Annotated in this window: 17 protein-coding genes; 5 read left to right on the top strand and 12 right to left on the bottom strand. The window is 74.3% G+C overall.

Translation table 11 applies throughout. The features are described 5' to 3' along the window. Positions 1 to 3: 3 nt before the first annotated feature. Together ACFWY5_RS24475 and ACFWY5_RS24470 are read left to right on the top strand one after the other, a co-directional pair. Complete coding sequence (locus ACFWY5_RS24475; RefSeq protein ID WP_379626538.1) at positions 4 to 1029, top strand: LacI family DNA-binding transcriptional regulator; 1026 nt, start codon at positions 4 to 6, stop codon at positions 1027 to 1029. Next, positions 1026 to 1895: a carbohydrate kinase family protein gene (locus ACFWY5_RS24470; RefSeq protein ID WP_379626536.1), complete on the top strand. Its 870-nt coding sequence runs from the start codon at positions 1026 to 1028 to the stop codon at positions 1893 to 1895. The genes ACFWY5_RS24475 and ACFWY5_RS24470 overlap by 4 nt, the downstream gene beginning before the upstream one ends. A 14-nt stretch (positions 1896 to 1909) precedes the next feature. Here ACFWY5_RS24470 and ACFWY5_RS24465 read toward each other — a convergent pair whose 3' ends face one another. After that, positions 1910 to 2995 carry a hypothetical protein gene (locus ACFWY5_RS24465; RefSeq protein ID WP_379634548.1) on the bottom strand — a complete coding sequence of 362 codons (1086 nt, stop codon included), beginning with the start codon at positions 2993 to 2995 and terminating at the stop codon, positions 1910 to 1912. 130 nt (positions 2996 to 3125) lie between these two features. On the opposite strand from ACFWY5_RS24465, the gene ACFWY5_RS24460 reads away from it, so the two are divergent. Together ACFWY5_RS24460 and ACFWY5_RS24455 are read left to right on the top strand one after the other, a co-directional pair. After that, a complete protein-coding gene (locus tag ACFWY5_RS24460) occupies positions 3126 to 4157 on the top strand; it encodes a sensor histidine kinase (RefSeq protein WP_379626531.1) in 1032 nt (343 codons plus the stop codon). Positions 4158 to 4194: 37 nt separating this feature from the next. Continuing rightward, entirely contained in the window at positions 4195 to 4824 is a 630-nt protein-coding gene (locus ACFWY5_RS24455; RefSeq protein WP_379634545.1) for a response regulator, read from the top strand. A 140-nt stretch (positions 4825 to 4964) separates the two neighbouring features. Here the strand turns inward: ACFWY5_RS24455 and ACFWY5_RS24450 are convergent, their stop codons facing one another. From ACFWY5_RS24450 to ACFWY5_RS24420, 7 genes are all read right to left on the bottom strand, one after another. Then, positions 4965 to 6989, bottom strand: coding sequence for a serine/threonine-protein kinase (locus tag ACFWY5_RS24450; RefSeq protein ID WP_379634543.1), 2025 nt, complete (start codon positions 6987 to 6989; stop codon positions 4965 to 4967). A gap of 430 nt (positions 6990 to 7419) precedes the next feature. After that, positions 7420 to 8865, bottom strand: a complete 1446-nt coding sequence (locus tag ACFWY5_RS24445) for a thiamine pyrophosphate-dependent enzyme (protein WP_379634541.1) — start codon at positions 8863 to 8865, stop codon at positions 7420 to 7422. 106 nt (positions 8866 to 8971) lie between these two features. Continuing rightward, entirely contained in the window at positions 8972 to 10084 is a 1113-nt protein-coding gene (gene rodA, locus ACFWY5_RS24440) for a rod shape-determining protein RodA (RefSeq protein ID WP_379616444.1), read from the bottom strand. After that, entirely contained in the window at positions 10081 to 11946 is a 1866-nt protein-coding gene (mrdA, locus tag ACFWY5_RS24435) for a penicillin-binding protein 2 (RefSeq protein WP_379616463.1), read from the bottom strand. The genes rodA and mrdA overlap by 4 nt, the downstream gene beginning before the upstream one ends. Then, positions 11834 to 12463, bottom strand: a complete 630-nt coding sequence (gene mreD / locus ACFWY5_RS24430) for a rod shape-determining protein MreD (protein ID WP_379634640.1) — start codon at positions 12461 to 12463, stop codon at positions 11834 to 11836. The genes mrdA and mreD overlap by 113 nt, the downstream gene beginning before the upstream one ends. After that, on the bottom strand, positions 12463 to 13254 hold the full coding sequence (gene mreC, locus ACFWY5_RS24425; RefSeq protein ID WP_379616442.1) for a rod shape-determining protein MreC: 792 nt from the start codon (positions 13252 to 13254) through the stop codon (positions 12463 to 12465). The genes mreD and mreC overlap by 1 nt, the downstream gene beginning before the upstream one ends. Positions 13255 to 13308: 54 nt before the next feature. Continuing rightward, positions 13309 to 14340, bottom strand: coding sequence for a rod shape-determining protein (locus ACFWY5_RS24420; protein WP_379616440.1), 1032 nt, complete (start codon positions 14338 to 14340; stop codon positions 13309 to 13311). 196 nt (positions 14341 to 14536) lie between these two features. Here ACFWY5_RS24420 and ACFWY5_RS24415 point away from each other — a divergent pair, with 196 nt between their 5' ends. Beyond that, positions 14537 to 15319: an IclR family transcriptional regulator gene (locus ACFWY5_RS24415; protein WP_379616438.1), complete on the top strand. Its 783-nt coding sequence runs from the start codon at positions 14537 to 14539 to the stop codon at positions 15317 to 15319. Between the two features lie 4 nt (positions 15320 to 15323). On the opposite strand, the gene eda is transcribed toward ACFWY5_RS24415, so the two are convergent. From eda to zwf, 4 genes are read right to left on the bottom strand one after another with little or no spacing between them, the layout of a single operon-like run. After that, positions 15324 to 15938, bottom strand: a complete 615-nt coding sequence (gene eda, locus ACFWY5_RS24410; RefSeq protein WP_379634539.1) for a bifunctional 4-hydroxy-2-oxoglutarate aldolase/2-dehydro-3-deoxy-phosphogluconate aldolase — start codon at positions 15936 to 15938, stop codon at positions 15324 to 15326. Continuing rightward, on the bottom strand, positions 15925 to 16896 hold the full coding sequence (gene glk, locus ACFWY5_RS24405; protein ID WP_379616434.1) for a glucokinase: 972 nt from the start codon (positions 16894 to 16896) through the stop codon (positions 15925 to 15927). Before glk ends, eda begins: the two co-directional genes overlap by 14 nt. Then, positions 16889 to 18850 (bottom strand): phosphogluconate dehydratase, encoded by a 1962-nt coding sequence (gene edd / locus ACFWY5_RS24400; protein ID WP_379616432.1) that lies wholly within the window; start codon positions 18848 to 18850, stop codon positions 16889 to 16891. The genes glk and edd overlap by 8 nt, the downstream gene beginning before the upstream one ends. Then, complete coding sequence (gene zwf / locus ACFWY5_RS24395) at positions 18850 to 20364, bottom strand: glucose-6-phosphate dehydrogenase (protein WP_379634536.1); 1515 nt, start codon at positions 20362 to 20364, stop codon at positions 18850 to 18852. The genes edd and zwf overlap by 1 nt, the downstream gene beginning before the upstream one ends. Between the last annotated feature and the right edge of the window lie 104 nt (positions 20365 to 20468).

Genomic DNA, 20468 nt, shown 5'->3' with positions numbered 1-20468 from the left:
CCCATGAACGGACACGCCCGCCTCGCCGACATCGCAGCCCAGGCGGGGGTGAGCGAGGCCACCGTGAGCAGGGTGCTCAACGGCAAGCCCGGCGTCTCCGCGGCCACCCGCCAGGCCGTCATGACCGCGCTCGACCTCATGGGGTACGAGCGCCCGCCCCGCCTGCGCCAGCGCAGCAACGGCCTGGTCGGGCTGGTCACCCCCGAGCTCGACAACCCGATCTTCCCCGCGTTCGCGCAGGCCATCGAGAAGGCGCTCACCCAGCACGGCTACACGCCCGTGCTGTGCACCCAGATGCCGGGCGGCGCCCCCGAGGACGAGTTCACCGAGTTGCTCGTCGACCGCGGCGTCAACGGGATCGTGTTCGTCTCCGGCCTGCACGCCGACACCACCGCGCGCATGGACCGCTACACCCGCCTGACCGACCGCGGGCTGCCGATCGTGCTGGTCGACGGCTACAGCGAGCACATCGACGCGCCGTTCATCTCCCCTGACGACCGGCTGGCGGCGCGGCTGGCCGTCCAGCATCTCGTGGACCTCGGGCACGAGCGCATCGGCCTCGCGCTCGGCCCGCGCCGCTTCGTGCCGGTCATCCGCAAGATCGACGGCTACCGGCAGGCGATGGCGCAGTTGCTCGGCGCCACCGAGGTGGACGGCCTCATCGCCCACTCGCTGTTCTCCGTCGAAGGCGGCCAGGCCGCCGCCGCCCAGCTGCTCGAACGCGGCTGCACCGGCATCGTGTGCGCCAGCGACCTCATGGCGCTCGGCGCGATCCGCGCCTGCCGCGAGCGCGGCCTGTCGGTGCCCGGCGAGGTGTCCGTGGTGGGCTTCGACGACTCGCCGCTGATCGCGTTCACCGACCCGCCGCTCACCACCGTCCGCAAGCCCATCGGCGCGATGGCCTCGGCCGCGGTGCAGACGCTCCTGGAGGAGGTGAACGGCGCGCCCGCCCGGCACGTCGAGCTGGTCTTCCAGCCGGAGCTCGTCGTCCGCGGCTCCACCGGCTCCGGCCCGCTGGTGAACCGGTGACCCACGACGTCCTCGTGGTCGGCGGAGCCGGCGTCGACACCACCGTCTACGTGCCAGGACTGCCCCTGCCGTACGCCGACACCTACACCGTCCCGCCCGTGATCGACCGGATCGGCAACACCGGCGCCGGCGTGGCGCTCGGCTGCGCGGCGCTCGGCCTGCGCACCAAGTTCGCCGACCTGATCGGCGACGACCCGCAGGGCGCGCTGGTCCGCCGCGCGCTGAGCGGCGTCGACTGCTCGTTCGGCGAAGCCGTGGCCGGTACCCGCCGCAGCGTCCTGCTCGTCGGCCCCGACGGCCGCCGCACCTCGCTGTTCGACCCCCGCGCCACACCCGGCGAGACGCTGCCCCCGTCCCTTTACTCCGGCCCGCGCCCCCGCCACGCCCACCTGTCGATCACCGACTTCAGCAGGAAGGTCTTCGCCGGCCTGCCCGGCGTCCCCACCTCGACCGACCTGCACGACTGGGACGGCGTCAACCCCTACCACGAGGACTTCGCCTACCAGGCCGACCTCGTCTTCCTCTCGGCCGCCGCCCTGCCCGACCCGCCGGCCACGATGCGCCGCATCCTCGACAAGGGCCGCGCCCACACGGTCGTGTGCACCCGCGGCGCCGGCGGCTGCCTCGTCCTGGAGCGCGGCAGCACCGGCCCGCGCGCCTTCCCCGCCGCCGCCCCGCCCGGCCCCGTCGTCGACACCAACGGCGCGGGAGACGCCTTCGTCTCCGGCTTCCTGTACGGCCGGCTGCGCGGCCACGACCTGGAGACGGCGGTCCGGCTGGGTTCGCTGACCGGCGCCCACGCCTGCACGGTGGCGGGCACCCACGAGTCCCCGCTGACCGAGGCCGCCCTCCTCGCGCGGGCGTAGCCTCCGGGAGGGCGTCACCGGGCGCCGAGGCCGCAGCGAAGGCAGGCCGGGCGGGTGCGGTAGTAGTAGGCCAGGGTGGCCAGGCCGAGCGCCACGGCCCAGATGGGCCAGTACGCCATCGGGCTCACCAGCCACGACGCCGGGTCCGTCCAGTCGGTGACCCGGATCGCCACCGCCCCGGCCGAGGCCAGGACCGCCGTCACCGCCGTGGCCGCGCCCAGCGGCAGCTTGCGCGGCACCGGCCGGCCGGCGAGCACCGGCACCCAGCGCGGCCAGATCTCGCCCCACGGGCGGACCAGGCCGAGCGTCAGCACGCCGCCCACCGCGCCGAACGTGGCCAGCCCCGCGCCCGCCCACGCCATCCCGGTCTCGTGCAGCCACCTGATCCCCTCCTCCGAGAACAGCAGCGGGATCTTCAGCGCCCACGCCCAGCGCACGACCGAGTAGAACAGCGGAACGGCGAAGGCCGTGTACGCGGCCCACCTGCCCCAGCGTGCCGCGCCCGCCGGCGTGCTCCAGTGCGCGGCGTGGCCGTCCGCGCGGCCGCAGCTCTGACACGCGCCCGCGCTGCGGCGGGTGGCCGCCAGCGCCGCCGGCGCCCACAGCAGGCCGCCGGCCAGGCAGATCAGCATGTTCACCACCGGCCAGGGGAAGGCCAGCTCGAAGTAGTTGGCGTCCGGCCAGCCGAACGGCAGACCCACCAGGAAGATCGGCGCGTACCCCACCGCCGTCATGATCCGGGCATCCGGCACCAGCACCACCAGCAGGAACGCCATCGCCCACGCGGGAACCAGCATCGCGACCCTGGCCGCCGCCCTCCAGCGCCGCGCCTGGCCGCTCCAGTCGCGGGTCATGGCCACCGCCAGAAGAGCGCCCGCGAGGCCGAGCCCGGCGATGACCGGGGCGGTTCCGGCGGCCGTGGCCGCGCCCATGAAGGACTCGGCGCGGGCGTCGGGGACGTCGCCTTCGCCGAAGGGGAAGCCGGCTCCGCCGTACGCCCAGAAGAGCCCCAGACCGCCGTACGCCAGCGACCACGCGGCCGCTCCCCACGTCGCCCGGCGGGGCCAGCGGGCGGTTGTCGCAACCTTCGTCGTGTTCATGGCCCAAGCCTCGCGGCGGGGGCGGCCGGCGCACATCTGCCGTTCGCCGGATCCGATGGCCCGCGCACCGGCCCCGCCTCCGCCGTTCGGCGGATGCCACCCGCTCCGGCGCCCCTCTACCCTCGAACCCATGCACGTGTTCGCAGCCGTCACCGCCGTCCTGGCGGCGGCGACGGCCCTCCTCCCGCGCCGGGCGCCCAGGTTCGCGGCTCTGCCACCCGAGGTCGTGGCCCTGGTGGCCGGGGGCGTCTCGCTGCTGGTCACCGCCGTCACCGTGATGGCCAGAGGTGGTGCACAGGCCGGGACCTGGTGGCTTTTCGCCGAGCTGCCCGCGCTGCTGGTGCTGACGCTCCTGGCCGCGCGCCGCCGCCCGGCCGCCGCCCTCGTGCCCGGCCTGGCGGTCGCGCTGGTGCTGCTCAGGCAGGTGTGGAACGCTCCGCCGCCGCTCATCCTGGGCGCGTGCGCGGCCTGGGCGCTGCCCGCGGTCGCGGCGGCCGGGGCCGGGCTCTACCTGCGCTGGCTGGACCAGGCCCGGGGGCGGGCGGTGGCGGCGGCCGTACAGGATCAGCGGCTCGCACTCGCGCGCGACCTGCACGACTTCGTCGCCCACGACGTCAGCGGCATGCTGGTGCAGGCCCAGGCGGCCGGGTTCACACCCGGACTGCCCGAACAGGTCGCCGACGCCCTGCGGCGGATCGAGGACGGCGGCCGGCGCGCGCTCGCCTCGCTCGACCGCACCGTCCACATGCTCAACGACCCGGACCGGGCGCCGACCCCCGGGCTCGAACGCGTGGAGGAACTGGCCGGCGGGTTCCCGCCGTCGGTGCGGGTGAGTTTCGACGTCGCGGCCGACGGGGTCTCGCGTGAGGCGTCGGCGACCGCGTACCGGGTGGTGAGCGAGGCGCTGACCAACGTCCGCCGCCACGCGCCGCGGGCGGGCGCCGTGGAGGTGAGCGTGCGGGCCGACCGGCTCCGGCTGGAGGTCCGGGTTCAGGACGACGGGGCGGCGGGCCGTACCGACGGGAGAAGGAGCATCGGCCTGTCCAGGAAGGGCGGATTCGGCCTCGCGGGCCTGTCGGAACTGCTCGCCGCCGCCGGCGGCTCACTGGAAGCGGGCCCGCACGCCGACGGCTGGCGGCTCACGGCGGTGATCCCGGCATGACACGGTACGGCGCCGCCGTCCCACGAGAGCGGAGAAGATGACCACACGGATCGTGATAGCCGACGACCAGGACGACGTCAGGATCGGCTTCCGGCTCATCCTCGACTCCCAGCCCGACATGACCGTCGTGGGCGAGGCGGCCGACGGCGCCAAGGCGGTCGAACTGGCCACGCACCTCAGGCCCGACGTCGTCCTGGCCGACATCCGCATGCCCGGCCTCGACGGCCTGGAGGTCACCCGGCGGCTCGCGCGGGAGACGCGGGTGATCGTGGTGACCACGTTCGACCTCGACGACTACGTCCACACCGCCCTGCGCAACGGCGCGGCCGGGTTCCTGCTCAAGCGTTCCGGGCCGACGCTGCTCATCGAGGCCGTCCGGGCGGCGATGGCGGGCGACACGCTGATCAGCCCGCAGGTCACCGTGCGGCTGCTGCGCCACCTTCGTGCCGAAGCCGGCCAGGCGCCGCCACCCGACCCTCTCACCGACCGCGAACGCGAGATCGCCGTCCTGGTGGCGCACGGCAGGACCAACGCCGACATCGCCACCGCACTGTTCATCAGCCCCGGCACCGTCAAGACCCACCTGGCCAACATCCAGCGCAAGGTCGGCGCCGCCAACCGGGTCGGGATCGCCGCCTGGGCCTGGAGCTCCGGAGCCGCCCGCTGACCCTGCCGGGGACCGGAAGCCTCCTTCGGAGTGCAGGCCGGGGACCAGGGCCATCTCTCGTCCATCGCGGGCCGGATCGCCTGGCCACGCCCGGCCTCCTCGATGGGTTCGAGGGTTCGGGCGGCCCGGCTGGTGGTGAGCTAGCCGAGTTCGACGCGTATGCCGCGGCTCAGGCCGGAGTCGTGCAGTTCGACGCTCTCCGCGCTGGAGGTCTTGGGCAGGTCGAACTCCAGGGCTCCGGTGAACGACTGGCCGGGGTCGATCCGGACCGGGGTGACCTCCTTGCCCGCCTTGTCCAGGAGCCTGGCGGCGCCGTGGAGGACGTCGTCCTGATCGATCAGCTTCTGCTGGCCCGGGTAGAGGACCCTGGCCTCCTGGCCGATGTTGGACACCCGTACGGACAGGCGGCACTGACGGCGCTCAGCGGTCTTGGCCGGTTTGGGGCACTTGGTGGCGGTCACGGTGAACTTCAGCTTGCCGTCCTGGACCGGCGCGCCCTCACCCGCCGCCGACGGGCCGCGGAACATCCATGCCATCAGCGAGATGAACAGCACGATCACCACCAGCACGATCACCGCGGCGATGAGGCACCCCGACAAGCCCCGCCGCGCCGATCGCTGGGGTACGCCGAAACCCCGCGGCGGCAGCGGGCCCTGCCCGGTGGCGGAAGGCCGGGGCAGCGGCCCCTGCCCGGTCGTGGAGTGCTGGGCCAGCGGCACCGGCCCGGTCACCCCGGGCCCAGAGCGCCGGGGATCACGCACAGGCGGCCCGGTACGCGGATCATGCCCAGGACGCGGATCATGCCCGGGACGCGGATCATGCCCGGGACGCGGCCCGGGACCCGCCGGCCCCGGCAGCGGCCCCTGACCCGTGGTCGAATGCCCGGGCCCCTGCCTGCCAGGCCCACCCGAACCGGGCCGCCCACCCGAACCGGGCCCACCCGAACCGGGTGCGCCGTGCCCGGGAGCGCTGTGGCCGGGCGCCTCGGAGCCGTGCCGGCCGGGGCTCGAAACCCCGTGACCCGGCCCGCCGGCGGCCGGACCGGGCCCACCAGAACCAGGGGCGGCGCGGCCGGGGCCCGCGGGGCTGGGGGCGCTGGGGACGGGAGGACCCGCCTGTGGCGGAGGGCCGGGGTGTGGGGGCTGACCCGAGGCACCAGGGTGCGGGGGCTGGCCCGTGGTACCGGGGCGTGGGGGCCGGCCCGACGTGCCGGGGTGTGGGGGCGGGGAGCCGGGGTGGGGGGCCGGGGGTGGGGTGAAGGGGGCCGGGCGGCCCGGGGGGTTCTGGGCCACCGCCGGGTCCCACATGCTGGTCAGGTGGCGGGTTGCGGCCAGCTGGGCGGCGGGCTCGTCGGCCGCGCCCACGAGCTCCAGCAGCAACTGCCGCGACGCGGGCCGTCGCGCCGGGTCGGGGTGGATGGCCGCCGCCACCAGCCGGTCCAGCGGCGCGGGCAGCCCCCGCAGGTCGGGCGGGGCGGTCCTGGCGCGGGCGGCCATGACGTAGGCGTCGCCCTCGCCGAAGGGGTGCCCGCCCAGCCCCGCGTAAGCGATCAAAGAACCCCACGCGAACACGTCGCCCGCCGGGCTGGTACGCCCCTCGAAGACCTGCTCGGGCGCGATCCAGCCGGGTGTGCCCATGACCATGCCGGCGTTGGTGTGGCGGGAGTTGACGTGCGTGGAACGGGCCAATCCGAAGTCGATCACGCGCGGCCCGGCGAGGGTGAGCATGACGTTGGCCGGCTTCAGGTCCCGGTGGACCAGGCCGACGGCGTGGATGGCGGTCAGCGCCGCCGCCACGCCCACCGCGGCCGCGTGCAGCACCGACGGCTCCAGCGCGCCGTGCTCGATGAGGTGGTCCTCCAGGGAGACGCCGTCGATGTACTCGGTGACGAGGTAGAGCAGGCCGTCGTGCTCGCCGTGGTCGAGTACGCGCGCGGTGCAGAACGAGGCGACCTTGCGCGCGTTGGACACCTCTTCGTGAAAGCGCGCCCGGTAGACCGGGTCGGCGGCGAAGTCGCGGCGGATCGCCTTCAGCGCCACCTTGGACCCGTCGGCGCCCTTGGCCAGGTAGACGGTGCCCATACCGCCCGAGCCAAGGCGCTTGACCAGCTCATACGGGCCGATCTCGGACGGGTCGTCGGGGGTCAGCGGACCGCGCTTTCCCACCCTCGCCGCCCTCTCACCGTCGTCATCCCGCCGTCTCAAACCGACCGATCCTCCGCCCGGCATGCCTTTTCTCCCAAGACTCTAACGGTTGGGAGACGATCAGGCGTCGCACTGGGTCGCATCGCAGGCCGGGGCTCTGAGGCTCCGGAGGGTCCGGCCGCGGCGGGAAGGGTACGGCTCCCGCCCCGGGGATCGGCGCCACCACGGTACGGGGGCCCTCCGGAGGGTGCGTGGACTAGCGGATCCAGCTGACGCCGGAGCCCGTCTTCATGCGATCACCCCCTTCCCGAAGGCAGCGGCGGCGCCCGGCACGGGCATGGAAGCGCGCCTCGGACACGAACCACGGTGACCGGGACGCCGCCGGGCCTCCCGTCGTGCCCGCCGCTCAATAGGGTGCGCGGCGGTGCACGCGGGCCTGGGTGCGCCCACGCTAAGGCCCGTTCACGGGGACCTCGACGAGCATGGGCAGGTCGGAGGCGGTCGCGACGCGCAGCGCGGCGGTCAGCGCCTCGGCGGACTCCACGTGGCCGGCGGCGACGCCGTACCCCTTGGCGATGGCGCAGAGGTCGGCGCCGGGGCCCGCGCCGTCGAGGCGCGACAGCCAGCGCAGCATCGCCTGCGTGCCGTCGGTGAGGACCACGACCGTCAGCGGCACCCGGTACGCGGCGGCGCTCCACAGGGCGGCGACGGCGTGCTGCAGCGACCCGTCGCCGACGACGGCCACGACCGGCCGGGACGGCTCGCCGAGCTGGGCGCCGATGGCGGCGGGCAGCCCGTGCCCGGCGCCGCCGCCCGCCGCGCACAGGAACGAGCCGGGCCGGTCGATCCTGATCTGGTCGTGGAAGACGGGGCGGCTGGGCGGGGACTCGCTGACCCAGATCGTCTCGGGGGGCGCGCCCTCGGCCAGCGCGGCCAGCGCGGTGACGAGGCTCATCGGACGGCTGCCGCGGGGCGCGGGGGAGGGCGCCGGCCAGGTGCCGGGCAGGGGTTCCTGCCTGAGCTTGGTGAGTTCGGTCAGGGCGGTCAGCGCCTGCCGTACGTCGCCCACGATGACGTCGCCGAAGGCGGCGCAGGACGGGTCGGAGGTGAGCAGGACGGCGGCGACGCCCTCCGGCGGCGGGACGCCGGCGGCGAGGACCAGGTCGTGGGCGGCGAGCTGGCGGGCGGCCGGCCCGGCGTCCGGGAGCAGGGCGCCGCGGTAGTGCGGATGGGACTGCGGGAAGGACACGCGGCCGGACTGCGCGGCCTCCCAGACGGGCAGGGCGCAGCGCTCGGCGAGTTCGACCGCGGCCGCCCAGCCGCCCGAGGCGTCCACGTCGGCGCCGACGACGAGCACGGGCGAGCGTGCGCGGTCGAGCCGCTCGGCCAGTACGGCCAGCGCGATAGGGTCGGGGGCGGCCGCGGCGGCCAGGGGGCGGACCGCGGGCGCCGGGTCCGCGTCGGCCGCGGCCAGTCCGGCGGGCAGCGACAGGAACACGGGGCCGCGCGGCGGGGTGAGGGCGACGTGGTAGGCCCACTCCAGCGCGGCGGGCACGTCACGCGGGGCGGGCGCGCAGGACCACTTGACGGCGGGCCCGGCGGGTTCGCGGCCCTCGCCGGTCCGCCCCGGACCGGTCGTGACGATGAGCGGGGTGTGGTTGGCGGCGGCCCCGAGGACGGCGCCCGCCCCGTGGGCCGCGCACCCGAGGTCGACGAGGGCGGGGCGGCCGGTGACGGAGGCGTACCCGTCGGCCATCGCGACCACGACGGCCTCCTGGAGGCCGCGGACGCGGCGGACGTCGCCGGGGAAGGCGCCGTCGGCTCCCGGGCCGCCGAAGACGGTGGTGAGGTCCCGCAGCCGCATCCAGTCGGCGATGGCCCGGCTTGTGGTGCTCATGCCATTGATGGGAACTCCACAGCATCAATGAGGCAATCATCCGTTTCGGCCGATGGAACGCCGAGTGCGAATTTCCAGGCTGTGTTCCGGCAGGGAAAACCGCAGGTCAGTGCCCTTTGGGTGGATGGCCTCGGTGGATCGACTGCAGGACGCCGATCGCGGCCAAGGCGGCCACCGTGGCCGACCCGCCGTAGGAGACCAGGGGGAGCGGGACGCCGATCACGGGGGCCAGCCCGAGCGCCATGCCGATGTTCACGAACGTCTGGAGCGCCAGCCAGCACACGATCGCCGCCGCGGCGACGCAGCCGAACGAGCCCGCGCGGCCCGCGATCCGCAGCCCGCGCCACAGCACCACCGCCAGCAGGGCCACGATCAGCGCCGAGCCGAGGAAGCCGAGTTCCTCGCCGGCCACGGTGAAGACGAAGTCGGTGTGCTGCTCGGGCACGAACCGCCCGGCCGTCTGGTCGCCGTTGAACAACCCGCGCCCGAACGCGCCGCCCGAGCCGACCGTGACCAGCGCCTCCTTGGCGGTGTAGCCGGCGCCGAGCGGGTCTGCCCCCGGCTCGGCGAAGGCGATGAGACGGCTCACCTGGTGCGGCTGGAGCAGGCCCAGGAACCAGGCGGCGGCCCCCGCCGCGACGGCCGACCCGCTCAGCGCCAGCAGCCACCGCAGCGCCACCCCGGCGGCGAACAGCGCCCCCAGCACCACCGCGGCCAGGATCAGGAACGTGCCCATGTCGGGCTGCAGCAGGATGAGCGCGGCGGGCGGCGCGGCCAGGGCCAGCGCCAGCCCGACCTGGGTCGAGCGCGGCCGCCGCTCGCCGTCGGCCCGCTCGGCGAGCACGGTGGCCAGCGCCAGCACGAGCGCCAGCTTCGCCGGCTCCGACGGCTGCACCTGCAGCGGCCCGAGACCGAGCCACGCCTGCGCCCCGTTCACGGTACGGCCAAGCGGCGTCAGCACCGCCGCCAGGCTGAGCACCGCGCCCAGATAGGCCCACGGCGTGTACGCCCGCAGCACCCGGTGACCCGTGGCGGAGAGCGCGACCATCACCGCGACCCCGACGGCGATGTTGACGAGCTGCCGCTTGAGGTAGGTGAGCGGATCCTGCCCGGCATCCAGCAGCCGGGGCTCGGTGGCCGACCACACCAGCACCGCGCCCAGCCCGCACAGCGCCACCGCCGCCACGGCCAGCACCCAGTCGGGCCGCTGTGCCCTCACCGCAGGGCCGCCTTCCTGCCCTCCAGCCCGTACATGCCCGACCAGATCTCCCGTACGGCCGGCGCCGCCGTCGACGCGCCCGTCCCGCCCTGCGAGACCACGACCACCACGGCGTAGCGCGGTTTGCCGGCCGGTGCGAAGGAGGCGAACCAGGAGGTGTCCTTCTTGCCGTACGCCTCCGCCGTACCCGTCTTGCCGGCCACCGCCAGCCGGTCCAGCGGGAACCCGGCGAACGCCCCGGCCGCCGTCCCGCTCTTGGGCACCTCGGCCAGCGCCTTGCGGATGTAGGCGAGCACCTTTCCCGGCACCGGCAGCCGCCCGGCCACCTTCGGCTTGATCCGCCGCACCACGCTGCCGTCGGCCCGCACGACCGCCTTGCCCACGCGCGGCGTGAACAGCTTGCCGCCGTTGGCCAGCGCCGCGTACGCCCTGGCCAGCTGCAACGGCGTCACGAGCACGTCACCCTGCCCGATGGAGAAGTTGGCCGCGTCGCCCGCCCACCACCGGTGCCCGTCCACGCAGCTCTCCTTCGCGATCGCCCGGACGTAGGCGGACCTGGCCCGCTTGGCCTCCTTGCACGACTGCTTCCTGGTCTGCGCCCAGAACGCGCGCTTCCACGCCCGCGTCGGCAGCCGCCCGGCCGCCTCGCCGGGCAGGTCGATCCCGGTGCGCTTGCCGAACCCGAAGGCCGCCGCCATCTTCTGCATCGGATCCTTGGGCCGTTTGCCGGGCTTCGTACCGCCGTCCTTGAGCCACATCTCGTAGGCGAACCGGTAGAAGATCGTGTCGCACGAGGCGGTCAGCGCCCGGCTCAGCGGCATGCTGCCGAGCGGGATCCCGCGGAAGTTCCTGAACGACCTGGCGCCCACCCGGAACGACCCCGGGCAGCCATAGATCCCGTCGAGCGCGTAGCCCGCCTTCACCGCCGCGGCGGCCGAGGTGATCTTCCAGGTGGAGCCCGGCGCCCACTGGCCCTGGATCGCCTTGGGCTGCAGCCTGCCGCGCAGCTCGCGGTAGGCGTCGCCGGAGATGCCGCCCGACCACACGTCCGGGTCGTAGCCCGGGTGGGCGGCCAGCGCCACCACCCGTCCCGTCCGCACGTCCATGACCACCGCCGCGCCGGCGTCCGCGGGCAGCCGCCGGTCGCGCGCCCCCTCCACCGCCCGGCGCAGCGCCCGCTCAGCCACCTCCTGCACCTCGGCGTCGATGCTGGTCACCAGGTCGTGCCCGGCCACCGGCGGCGTCTCGGTGAGCGTCCTGACGACCTGGCCGGTGGTGTCCACGACCACCTCGCGCTTGCCCGGCCGCCCGCTCAGGTCGGCGTCGTAGCGGGCCTCGAGCCCCTCCTGACCGGACAGCCCGATGCCACTGGCCGGGTCGCCGCCGCCCGACGGCGCGACGTAGCCGAGCGTGTGCGCCGCCAGCTCGCCGCGCGGGTGCTCGCGCACCGGCACGGGGTCGGCGCTCACGCCGGGGAACAGCTCGGGCCGCTCGGCGATCTGCAGCGCCGCCCGCGTGCTCACCTCCCCCGCCACGGGGATCGGCTGGTACGGCGAGCCGGGCCAGCACGGGGGGCGGACGCCGGCCGTACACAGGCGGACCTGCTCGGCCAGGCGCGCGGCCGGGACGCCGAGCACGGAGGCCAGCCGGTCGAGCACCGCGCGCCCGCCGTCGCGCCGGCGGGTCAGCGCCACGTGGTCGACCGTGACCGCCAGCCGGGTGCGGTTGCGCACCAGCGGGCGGCCGCGGTCATCGAGGATCCCGCCCCTGACCTGCGGCACGACCACCTGCCTGACGTGATCTTCCGCCGCGGCCCTGGCGTAGTCGTCGCCGTGGCGCACCTGCACGTCCCACAGCCGGATGAGCAGGATGAGCAGCAAGGAGGCGATCAGCACGTGCAGGACCAGCAGCCGGGAACGCATCGGGCGCCTTCCACCGCATCGGGAACCAGACCAGGGGGCTCGCGGCCACCGTGTAGGCGGCGGCCAGGGGGAGGACGTGGACGAGCGCCGGGCCCCCGGCGCGCGGGTCGCCGAGCGCCGCGTGGACGCCCGCGGTGAACAGCAGCCCGGCCAGCACGCCCAGCGGGAAGGCGGCGACGGCCGGCAGCCTGAGCAGGTGGCCGGCGACGTACCCGGCCAGGCACAGGGCCAGCGCGTCGCGCCCCACCGGGTGCACGGCCGGCGGGATCAGGTCGAGGACGGCGCCCGCGGCGAACCCGGCCACCGCGCCCGCGACCGGCCCCCGAAGGCGGGCGGCGGCCAGGACCGCCAGCAGGGTCAGGTCGGGGGTGACGCCGCCGGGCAGCGACAGCCGGTTGACCAGCACCACCTGGATCAGCGGCGCGAGCGCGACCGCCGCCCAGGCCCGCGCGGGCATCACGGCGCGTTCCCCGGCGGGATCACGACGGCGACCGCGTCGAGGGCGGTGAGGCGGGCCGCCGGACGGACCAGGGCGGTACGGGTGAGGGGATCGGTGGCGGGCGAGACGCTGACGATGGTGCCGATCGGGACGCCGGGGGCGAAGGGCACCATCCGCCGCGAGCCGAACGTCACCACCTTCTGGCCCGCCGAGACCGGGGCCTCGGCGTCGAGCAGGTTCAGGCGCAGCAGGCCGCCGGGCTTGCCGCCGCCGGTGACGGTGCCGACCTCGCCCGGTTTCTCACCCTGGAGGCGGGCGCCGACGACCGAGGTGGCGTCGCTGGCCAGCAGGACGGTGGCGGTGCCGGGACCGGCGGCGACGACCCTGCCCACCAGGCCGTCGCCGTTGAGCACGGTCAGATCGGGTCGGACGCCGGAGGCGGTGCCGGCGTCGATGGTGACGGTGGCGGACAGGCCCTGCTGCCCGCCGTACGCGATGACCTGGGCCGCGACGAAGCGCGGTCCTGGCGTGGCGGGGTCGGGCCGGTGGGGGCGGGTCCAGAGTTCGGCCCGCAGGCGGGCGTTCTCCTGCTCCAGCGCCCGGATCCGGCGGCTGTCGGAGCCGCCGGCGGCCAGGCCGGAGACCGCCCTCTCGACCGGTCCGGCCACCGCGGCGCCCGCGGTGAGCAGCGGTTGCAGCGCGGCCTCCCGGTCGGCGGCGATGAGCAGCGCCGCGGCCAGCACGAGGACGCCCACCACCAGCCGGCCCCGGCCCGGTTTCCTGCCGAGCGCGCCCCGGCCCCGTCTCATCCTTCTTCCTCCCCGGCGGCCCCCGAGCGCATCCGCAGGTCGCCTCCTTCCAGATCAGCGACGGGTCTCCGGTACGAAGACGTCCTTCAGGCGGCCGAACTCCTCCACGCACCGGCCGGAGCCGAGCACCACCGACTGCAGCGGGTTCTCCACCAGCTTGATCGGCATGCCGGTGGCCTCCGACAGCCGCCGGTCGAGCCCGAGCAGCTTCGCTCCGCCGCCGGTGAGGGCGATGCCGCTGTCCATGAGGTCGCCCGACAGTTCGGGCGGGCACTCGTCCAGCGTGGCCTGGACCGCTTCGACGATGGCGTTGACCGGCTCGGCCAGCGCCGCACGGATCTCTGCGGCGCTCACCGGGACGGTCTTGGGCAGACCGCTGACCAGGTCGCGGCCGCGGATCTCGGCCATCGGGTCGTCTCCGTCGGGGTAGGCGGAGCCGATGTTCATCTTGAGCTGCTCGGCGGTGCGCTCGCCGAGCATGAGGCCGTGTTCCTTCTTGGTGTGGGCGATGATCGCCTGGTCGAGCTCGTCGCCGCCGACCCGGATGGAGGTGGAGCTGACGATGCCGCCGAGCGAGATCACGGCCACCTCGGTGGTGCCGCCGCCCACGTCGACGACCATGCTGCCGGCCGGCTCGTGCACGGGCAGGCCGGCGCCTATCGCGGCGGCCATCGGCTCCTCGATGAGGTAGACCTGGCGGGCGCCGGCCTCGTAACAGGCCTCTTTGACGGCGCGTTGCTCGACGCCGGTGGTGCCGCTGGGCACGGCGACCACGACGCGGGGGCGGACGATGTAGCGGCGGCGGTGGACCTTCTGGATGAAGGAGCGCAACATGCGCTCGGCGACCTCCAGGTCGGTGATCACACCGTCCCTGAGCGGGCGGATGGCGACGATGTAGCCGGGGGTGCGGCCGATCATCTGCTTGGCGTCGCCGCCGACGGCGACGATCTTGTCGGTGCGGGTGTTGATCGCCACGACGGACGGCTCGTCGAGCACGATGCCGCGGTCTCGGACGTAGACGAGAGTGTTGGCGGTGCCGAGATCCACCGCCAGGTCACGGCCAAGGAAGGGAAACGGGATGGGCATGGGCGACACCAGCCCTCTGGTGGGGGATAAATCACGCCCTTCCCCACCTATTCCCCGTCAAACGGCCAGGTCAGAAGGTTTCACAATCGTTAGCAAGGACGGTGTGCTTGATCCCTGGTTCGGGTAAACCCGAAACCATGGATCGCACCCCGGGGGAAGCCCTTCCTTCTCCTTGGCGAGGATGAGGATGGTGGACATGCCGGGGAAGTCGATCGTGCAGCACCGGCGCGCACCGGAGGCCGCCCAGCCGGGCAGCCTGGAGAAGGGGATCGACATCCTCTTCTCGCTCAGCGCCGCGGCGCAGCCGATCAGCCTGTCGCAACTGTGCAGGAACACCGGCCTGCCCAAGTCGACCGCCCACCGGATCCTCGCGGTCCTGTGCTCGCGGTCCCTGGCCAAACGGGCCGGCACCGACTACCTCGTCGGCGACCTGCTCGCCCGGCTCGGCGACGCCCGGGGCCGCATCCCCGGGACCAGGCGGGCCGTCCTGCCGTACCTGCTGTACCTGTACGAGACCACCCGCCAGACGGTCAACCTGGCCGTGCTGTCGGGCCTGGAAGCCGAGTACGTCGAGCGGGTCTACGGCCACAACCGAGTCGCCTCGCCCTCCGACGGCGTGGACCGGGCGCCGCTGCACTGCACGGCCATCGGCAAGACGCTGCTCGCCTACGACTCCGGGCTACGCCAGTCGCTGGCCGACCAGGGCAGCCCGCCGCGCCTGACCCGCCGCACGATCACCAGCCTGACCGGCCTGGACCGCGAACTCGCCCGCGTACGCCACTACGGCGTCGCCTACGCCCAGGAGGAGTTCGCCGACGGGGTGGCCTGCGTGGCGGCGCCGGTGTTCGACGCCGCGGGCAAGGTGGCCATGTCGATCTCGGTGGCCGGACCGGCGGTCGCCCTGCCCCTGGCCCGCCTCGGCATCTCCGTCAGAGGCGCCGCCCAGGCCATCTCCGCCGCCCTGGCCCGCCTCGGCTGATCCTTCAGGGACGCAGCGCGGCCGCTTCCGCGGCGAGCTTCTCCACCCGCGCCCAGTCGCCCGCGGCCAGGGCGTCGGCGGGCGTGAGCCACGTGCCGCCCACACAGCCCACGTTCGGGAGCGCCAGGTAGTCGGGGGCGGTGGCCGGCCTGATCCCGCCGGTCGGGCAGAACCGCACGTCCGGCAGCGGCCCCGCCAGGCTCTTCAGGTACGGCAGGCCGCCCGCCGCCTCGGCCGGGAAGAACTTGAGCTCCTTGACACCCCGCTCCGCCAGCGCCATGACCTCGGAAGCGGTCGCCGCCCCCGGCAGGAACGGCACGCCGGACCCCAGCAGCGCCTCGGCCAGCGCCGGGGTCGTACCGGGCGAGACCAGGAACTTCGACCCCGCCCCGACGGCCGCCGCGATGTCGGCCGCCGACCGGATGGTCCCGGCGCCGATCACCGCGTCCGGAACCTCCGCCGCGATGCGCGCGATCGACTCCAGGGCGGCAGCCGTACGCAGGGTCACCTCGATGACCGGAAGCCCGCCCGCGACGAGCGCCCGCGCGAGCGGGACCGCCGTCTCCACGTCGTCGATCACCACGACGGGCACGACAGGGGCGAGATCAAGCAGGCTCATAGACACTTCTCCTCGAAAGCTGCTGGGTCAGCCAGGCCGCCGCCCCCGTCAGCGCCGGCTGCGGCGCGACGATCAGCGTGGTGGCGATCGACGACAGGTACCCGGACATGCTGGGACTGGCGGCGAACCGCCGGCGGAAGGCGCTGGCTCGCACGCGCTCCACGATACGGGGGAGCACGCCGCCGCCGATGTAGACGCCGCCCCTGGCGCCCAGGGTGAGCGCGACGTTCCCGGCGAACGTCCCGAGCATGGCGCAGAAGACGTCCACGGTCTCGGCGCACAGCGGGTCGCCGGCGCGGGCGACGATCTCCGCGGCGCTCAGCCCGTCCTCGGGGGCGGCGCCGTTGACCAGCGCCAGCGCCCGGTACAGGCGCGCCAGCCCGGGGCCGGACAGGACGTGCTCGGCCTCGACGTGCCGCAACCCCTGCGCGCGCAGCGCGGCGACGATCTCCTGCTCGCGCTCGTCGTGCACCGGGACGCTGACGTGGCCGCCCTCGCCCGGCACCGGGATCCAGCCATGGTCGGCCGGCACCAGCCCGGCCACCCCGAGCCCGGTCCCCGGCCCGAGCACCGCCTTGATCCCGTCGCCCGGCACCGGCCCGCCGAGGTCGGCCAGGTCGTCCGCGCCCAGGTGGGGCAGGGACACGGCCAGCGCCTCGAAGTCGTTGAGCAGCACCGCGTACGGCACGCCCAGGTCCCTGACCGACCCCGACCACGGCAGGTTCGTCAGCTGGTAGGAGTCACCGCCGATCGGTCCCGCGACCGCCACGCACGCCGCCCCCGGCCGCACTCCGCCCGCGTGGTCCGCGAGATAGGCGGCTACGGCATCCGGAAGGCTCGCGTGATCGGCCCCGGCCAGCACCGCGACGTGCGAGGGAGCCTCGCCCGGCGCGGTGACCAGCCCGAACCTGGCATTGGTGCCGCCGACGTCGGCGACCAGCCACGGCAGCTCACCCACCGGCGTGCTCCGCGGCGTGGCGGGCGTGCTCTTCCATGACCTTCAGCCGGGACGGCGTGGCCTCCGCGTGCGCGGCCCCGGCCGGCGCGGCGAAGCCCAGGCCAGGCCCGTGCTCGGGCTGCTCGGCCCCGCTCACCCCGAAGACCCCGGCCCCGTACTCGGCCGGCCCGGCCATCCGCCGGAAGGCGGCGAACAGCTCACGTCCCGTCCCCACCCACTCGGCGTCGCTCAGCGCCCGCCCCTGCGGTTCGCGTCCCGACAGGTCCGCCAGCACCTCCAGGGTCCCGGCGGCGGAGTCGAGCCGGATGACGTCGCCCTCGCGCACGAGCGCGATGGCCCCGCCGTCGGCGGCCTCCGGCGACAGGTGGATGGCCGCCGGAACCTTCCCCGACGCGCCGGACATCCGGCCGTCGGTGACGATCGCCACGTTCTGCCCCCGATCGAGCAGGACGGCCAGCGGCGGCGTCAGCTTGTGCAGCTCGGGCATGCCGTTGGCCGAGGGCCCCTGGTAGCGGATGACGGCCACGAAGTCCTGCCCGTCCAGCGCGCCGGCCTCGAAGGCGGCCAGCAGTTCGAGCTGGTCGTCGAAGACCTTGGCCGGTGCCTCGATGACCAGGTGCTCCGGCTTGACCGCCGACACCTTGCTGACGGCGCAGCCGAGGTTGCCCTCGACCATGTGGATCCCGCCGTCGGCCGCGAACGGCGCCGACACCGGCGCCAGCACGCCGAGGTCGGAGCTGCCCTCGGTGCGCTCCTCCCAGACCAGCGCGCCGTCCTTCAGCGACGGGGCCGAGCGGTAGTGGTCGAGCCCGCGCCCGGCCACGGTCAGCACGTCGCCGTGCAGCAGCCCGTGGTCGAGCAGGTCGCCGATGAGCACCTGCATGCCACCGGCGTCGCGGAAGTGGTTCACGTCCGCCTGGCCGTTGGGGTAGATCTTGGTCAGCGACGGCACGACCTTCGACAGGCAGGCCAGGTCGTCCCAGGTCAGCACGATGCCCGCGGCGGCGGCCATGGCCACCAGGTGCAGCGTGTGGTTGGTGGAGCCGCCGGTGGCCAGCAGCGCCACGCAGGCGTTGACGATCGACTTCTCGTCGACGAGCTCGCCGATCGGGGTGTACTCGGAGCCGTGCGCGGTGATCTCCACGGCCCGCCGCCCGGCCGCCTCGGTCAGGGCGTGACGCAGCTCGGTGTGCGGGTTGACGAACGTGGAGCCGGGCAGGTGCAGGCCCATGACCTCCATGAGCGCCTGGTTGGAGTTGGCGGTGCCGTAGAAGGTGCAGGTGCCGGGGGAGTGGTAGGAGGCGGCCTCGGCCTCCAGCAGCTCCGTGCGGCCGACCTTGCCCTCGGCGAACAGCTGCCGGGTGCGCGCCTTGACCTTGTTCGGCAGCCCGGAGGCCATCGGACCGGCCGGGACGAAGATCGCCGGCAGGTGCCCGAAGTGCAGCGCGCCGATGAACAGGCCCGGCACGATCTTGTCGCAGACGCCCAGCAGCAGCGAGGCGTCGAACATGTCGTGCGACAGCGCGATGGCCGTGGACATGGCGATCACGTCGCGGCTGTAGAGCGACAGCTCCATGCCGGCGCGGCCCTGGGTGATGCCGTCGCACATGGCCGGCACGCCGCCCGCGACCTGCGCCACGCCGCCGGCCGCGCGCACCGCCCTCTTCAGCTCCGGCGGGTAGGTCTCGTACGGCTGGTGGGCGCTGAGCATGTCGTTGTAGCTGGTGACGATGGCGATGCCGGGCTTGGCCGTACCGCGGAGGAGGGGCTTGTCCTCGGCGGAGGCGGCCGCGAAGCCGTGCGCGAGGTTCGCGCAGCCGAGGTGCGCGCGGGCGGGGCCCTGGGCGCGGGCGGCCTCGCCGTCGCGGCGGACGCGCGCCAGATAGGCGGTACGGCTGGCGGCGCTGCGCTCGGCGATCCGGTCAGTGATCTCCTGGATCTCCCGGTTGGTCATCACGCCTCCTCGTGCCAGGCCCGGCCGCTGCGGCCGAGCAGTTCGTGGGCGCCCGCGGGGCCGGCGGTGCCCGCGGGGTAGGGCTCCGGCGGTTCGGGAGAGGACTCCCAGGCCGCCAGGATCGGGTCGATCCAGCGCCAGGCGGCCTCGACCTCGTCGCGGCGCATGAACAGCGTCGGGTTGCCGGCCAGCACGTCGGTCAGGAGGCGCTCGTAGGCCTCGGGGACGCGGGCGGTGAAGGTCTCGCCGAAGCTCAGCGACAGCGGCACCGGCTTGAGCGTGGTCTCGCCCGCGCCCGGCTCCTTGGCCATGATGTGCAGCTCGATGCCCTCTTCCGGCTGCAGGCGCAGCACCAGGCGGTTGGGCGAGCCGCCGGGGTAGATGGAGTGCGGCACGTCCTTGAACTGCACCACGATCTCCGAGACGCGACGCGGCATGCGCTTGCCGGTGCGCAGGTAGAACGGCACGCCCGCCCAGCGCCAGTTCTTGATCTCGGCGCGGATGGCGGTGAACGTCTCGACCCGCTTGGAGTCCTCGGTGGGCGGGGTGGAGGCGGGCTCGTCGAGGTAGCCGACCATCGGTCCCGCCGCGCCGGACTCGGGCGCATTGGACGCAGCCGTGTACTGGCCGCGGACCGTGAAGCGGTCGACCTCGCTGCCCTCCTGGATGGGGCGCAGCGCCTGCAGCACCTTCACCTTCTCGTCGCGGATGGCCTCGCGGTCGTTGCGCGCCGGGGGCTCCATCGCGGTGAGCGTGAGCAGTTGCAGCAGGTGGTTCTGGACCATGTCGCGCAGCGCGCCCGCCTGGTCGTAGTAGCCGCGGCGGCCGGGCGTGCCGACGGTCTCGGCGACGGTGATCTGCACGTGGTCGATCCAGAGGGAGTTCCAGATCGGCTCGAGGAAGGCGTTGGCGAAGCGGAGCACGAGCAGGTTCTGCACGGTCTCCTTGCCGAGGTAGTGGTCGATGCGGAAGATCTGGTGCTCGTCGAAGATCGCGCCGACCTCGTCGTTGATGCGCTGTGCGCTGGGCAGGTCGCGGCCGAGCGGCTTCTCCAGCACCACCCGCGACTGCGGGGTGACCAGGCCGGCCTCGTGCAGTTCGCGGCAGAACGGGCCGAACGTCATCGGCGGGCTGGCCAGGTAGAAGACGCGGTCACGCTGCTCGTGCCCGGCGAGCTGCTTCGACAGCTCGGCCCAGCCGGACTTGTCCGGGTTGCCGGAAGGGCCGCCGACGTCCACCGACACGTGGTGCAGGCGGCCCAGGAAGCGCTGCCAGACGGCCGGGTCGTCGACGGGGACCTGGTCGCGTACCTCGGCGTCGACCTTGCCCCGGAAGTCGGCGTCGGTGAGCCCGCCCCGGGACATGGCGATGACGCGGGTCTCTGGCGCCAGGCGGCCGTCCCTGTCGCTGTGGTACAGCGCCGGGATCAGCTTGCGCATGGACAGGTCGCCGGTCCCGCCGAAAACGACGAGGTCGGCGGCGTGGACGGCGGCGGGAGACGAGAGGGGGGACACGACACGAGCTCCGATGATCAGCCAAGCAAGGACAGAACGGACATTAGCCAGAGTTTGGGTCGTGCACAACCCGAGTTTTGCTATTTGAGATAAGAAAGTCGGGA

Source organism: Nonomuraea sp. NPDC059007 (genome assembly GCF_042740555.1).
GTDB lineage: Bacteria > Actinomycetota > Actinomycetes > Streptosporangiales > Streptosporangiaceae > Nonomuraea.
The sequence above is the reverse complement of the archived record's forward strand: the minus strand, read 5'-3'. Positions and strand labels throughout refer to the sequence as shown.